The organism is Alcanivorax sp. HI0083 (assembly GCF_001635175.1).
Map to the genome: position 1 here is coordinate 1 of NZ_LWFX01001730.1, position 3,944 is coordinate 3,944.

The 3,944-nt window shown below is 61.5% G+C and carries 2 protein-coding genes; one reads left to right on the plus strand and one right to left on the minus strand.

What is annotated here, in order from left to right; translation table 11 throughout:
• On the minus strand, positions 1–1,701 hold a 1,701-nt coding region (locus A3754_RS25180), incomplete at its 3' end, for a UvrD-helicase domain-containing protein (protein ID WP_063521664.1).
• Positions 1,702–1,875: 174 nt separating this feature from the next.
• On the opposite strand from A3754_RS25180, the gene A3754_RS25185 reads away from it, so the two are divergent.
• Positions 1,876–3,944, plus strand: a 2,069-nt coding sequence (locus tag A3754_RS25185; RefSeq protein WP_231880788.1) for a sensor domain-containing diguanylate cyclase, incomplete at its 3' end; no start/stop codon positions are given.

Below are 3,944 nucleotides of genomic sequence, written 5' to 3' on the forward strand. Positions count from 1 at the left end.
TTCCAGCCCCTTGGCCGAATGCAACGTCATCATCTGCACTGCATCCTCGTGGGCGTCGGCCTGCCCCTCGCCGGACTCCAGTGCCGCGTGATCCAGAAACGCAGTCAGGCTGTCCAGTTCCGACTCTTCGTCTTCGTCACCGAATTCACGGGTGGCAGAAAGCAGTTCGCGCAGGTTTTCCAGCCGCTGCTGGCCCTTTTCGCCTTTTTCCTTGCCGTGGAATTCCAGCAGGCCACTGGCCTCGATCACATGTTCGGTGGTTTGCGCCAGGTTCAAACCCTCGCACTGCTGCTCCAGCTGCGCGATCAAGTTCAGGAACACAGCAAGGGCATTAGTGGCACGGGCAGTAAGCAATTGCTCACCCACTACCGCCTGAGCCGCTTCCCACAGGGATACGCTTCGCTGGCGGGCCACCTCCCGCAGGGTTTCCAGGGTCTTGTTGCCGATGCCACGGGTAGGCGTATTCACCACCCGTTCGAAGGCCGCATCCGCATGACGATGGCTGAGCAGGCGCAGGTAGGCCAGCGCGTTCTTGATTTCCACCCGCTCGAAGAAGCGTTGCCCACCATAGATACGGTAGGGAATCCCCGCCTGCAGAAATGCCTCTTCCAGCACCCGTGACTGGGCGTTGGAGCGATACAGCACCGCCATTTCCCGCCGCGCGGTGCCTTCCTGAAACAGCTTGTCCATGCGCCCGGCAATAAAGCGCGCCTCGTCCACTTCATTGAAACCGGAATAGAGCCGAATCGGATCGCCATCGCCACCCTCGGTCCACAGCTCCTTGCCCAGGCGGTCGCTGTTATTGCCGATCACCGCATTGGCGGCTTTCAGGATGGTACCGGTGGAGCGATAGTTCTGCTCCAGGCGAATGGTGCGGGTGTCCGGGAAGTCGCGGCTGAATTTGTGGATATTCTCGATCTTGGCGCCGCGCCAGCCATAGATGGACTGGTCATCGTCACCGACAATGGTGACCGCGTTATTTTCGTCCGCCAGCAACCGCAGCCAGGCGTACTGAATACTGTTGGTATCCTGGAATTCGTCCACCAGAATGTGCCGGAAGCGGCGCTGATAGTGGCCGCGCAGGTTCTCGTTGTCGCGGAACAGCTCCAGCACCCGCAGCAGCATTTCATTGAAGTCCACCAGCCCGCCACGCTCACAGGCCTCTTCGTAGGCGAAGTAGATCTTCTGCATGGTCAACGCGAACAGATCGCCGCCCACATCCATATGCCGGGCACGCAGGCCCTCATCTTTCTGGCCGTTAATGAACCAGGTGGCCTGACGGGCCGGCCAGCGCTGCTCGTCCAGCCCCAGCTCCTTGCTCACCCGCTTGATCAGGCGAATCTGGTCGTCCGCATCGATGATCTGGAAGCCCTGGGGGAGCCCGGCCTCCTGCCAGTGGGCCCGCAGCAACCGGTGGGCAATGCCGTGGAAGGTGCCCACCCACATGCCGTCGGCGGACATATCCAGCAGCTGCTCAATACGTCCGCGCATTTCCGCGGCGGCCTTGTTGGTAAAGGTCACCGCCAGAATGCCAAACGGCGAGGCCTGCTCAGTGGCAATCTGCCAGGCGATCCGGTGCACCAGCACCCGGGTTTTTCCCGAGCCGGCCCCGGCCAGCACCAGCAAATGTCGGTCATCGGCAGCCACCGCATCGCGCTGGGCCGGGTTCAAGCCATCAATAAGGGAAGTCACATCATCCATGGCGCGGAAGTTTAGCAGAATGTCCCTGCCGGTGATGCCCGCCAGGGCGGGCAATTTTGCCTGACGGCCCCCTTCTCTATTATTCATCCACGAAAGTCGGTTTCCCTCCCCCCCTACCTGTGGGTAAACTGGAACACAAAAACACTCGGCCCCGAGCCAGAGGAAGAAAACACGGTGTCTTCGCAGTCTCCATCATCCCAGCCGGTACCACCGTTCAACGGTGTACTTAATGAACAGTGTCAATTGCTGCTAAGCGGCATCGCCGCCCTGTTGCTGCTGGAAAGTGCCGCCGCCATTACCCTGGTGTGGACTTACTGGTTTACCCCGATGGCCCACTCGTCCCTGCTGATCTGGCTGGGTGTCATTGCGGCGGTACAGATTGTCCGCCTGCTGGTCCTGCCCTATTGTCGCCGCCGTCTTGATGCCCAGGAAACCATGCCGTTCTGCCGCCGCATGCTCTCCGGGCTGGCCCTGTCCACGCCGTTGCTGATCGGCCTGGCCGGCTACCTGTTCAACCCGCTGGAAAGCCTGTTTACCCCACAGATGCTGGGCGCCCAGCTGGTTTGTGCCTGCCTGGGCCTGGGCCTCAGCGTGATGGCGCTGGCCGCCTACAGCAGCCATTTCCCCACCGTGTTCCTGTATCTGTTGATGCTGCTGGGCCCGACCGTGGCCCGCCTGGCGGAAACCCAGGAGAATCACCCGCTCTCACTGTTTGCTCTGATATCCCTGCTGGGACTGTTCTTTCTGGTCGCCGCCCGCCGCATCAACCGCACCGGCCACCAGGCGATGATGCTGCAGGCCAGCAACCGCTCCCTGATTGATTACCTGAACCGGGCCCGCGGCGACGCCGAAGCCCTGAACGAAAAGTTGGCGCAGGAAATCTATGAGCGCAAGGAGGCCCGCCAGCGGCTGCAGGAAACCAACGATCGGCTGGAAAGCATGGTGCAGGAACGCACCCAGGCCCTGGGCGAGACCAACACCGCCCTGGCCGCCACCAGTGAACGGCTGGAACTGGCGCTGGAAGCCAGCAACATCGGCCTGTGGGACTGGATGCTGGATACCGGGCGCAACTACCACACCAACTTCGACCGGCTGCTGGGTTACGACAGCGCCTACTTCAAGAATTTCTTCGGCGACCTGGAAACCCTGGTCCACCCGGACGACCTGACCCGCATCCGCCGTGCCATGGTGTCTCACTTCAAGGGCGAGGACAGCCGCTACCACGCGGTGTACCGGCTGCGCCACGCCGACGGCAGCTGGCGCTGGATTGAGGATGAAGGCCGGGTGGTCTCCCGCAGCCGCGACGGCCGCGCCACCCGCATGATCGGCACCCGCCGGGACATCACCGATGACCGCCAGAGCCAGGAACAGCAACGCCTGGCCGCCACCGTGTTCGAAAATGCCCCGGAAGGCATCTTCATCCTCGATCAGGCGTTCCGCTTCCTCGCCGTGAATGCTCGCTTCGAGCAGATCACCGGCTATTCCGAATCCCTGGTCATCGGCCGCCGCATTCTCGAGGATGAACAGACTCACCCCAACCGGGACGTCTACCTGGGTATTACCGCTGCCCTGCAGGAAAACGGCTTCTGGGAAGGGGAAATCAGCGAACGCCGCCGCAATGGTGAAATGTTCCCGGAATGGCTACAGATGAGCGCCGTGCGCGACGAACAGAAACGGGTGATTCGTTATGTGGGCATGATGTCCGACCTGACCTCCCGCAAGGAAACCGAGCAACAGCTGCAATTCCTGTCCAACTACGACCGCCTCACCGGCCTGGCCAACCGTACCCAGTTCCGCGAGCATCTGCACAAATCGCTGACCCTGGCCCGCCTGAACCGGGAAAAAGTGGCCCTGCTGATGATCGACCTGGACCGCTTCAAACCCATCAATGAATCCCTGGGCCATGAAATCGGTGACCGCCTGCTCAAGGCTGCCGCCGAGCGCATTGCCCAACATGCCGGCGGCGAAGAATCCCTGGCCCGGGTGGGCGGCGATGAATTTACCCTGCTGCTGGAAAATCACGGCGGCGAAGGCAGCATCAGCCAGCAGTGCCAGAAACTGATCAACGCCATGAAAAAGCCGTTCCTGATTGACGGCCACGAACTGCTGCTGGGCGCCAGCATCGGCATCAGCCTGTTCCCGGATACCGCCAAAGAAGCCCAGAGCATGATCAACCAGTCCGACATGGCGGTGTACCAGGCCAAGCGCAGCGGCGGCAATAACTTCCAGTTCTATCGCAGCAA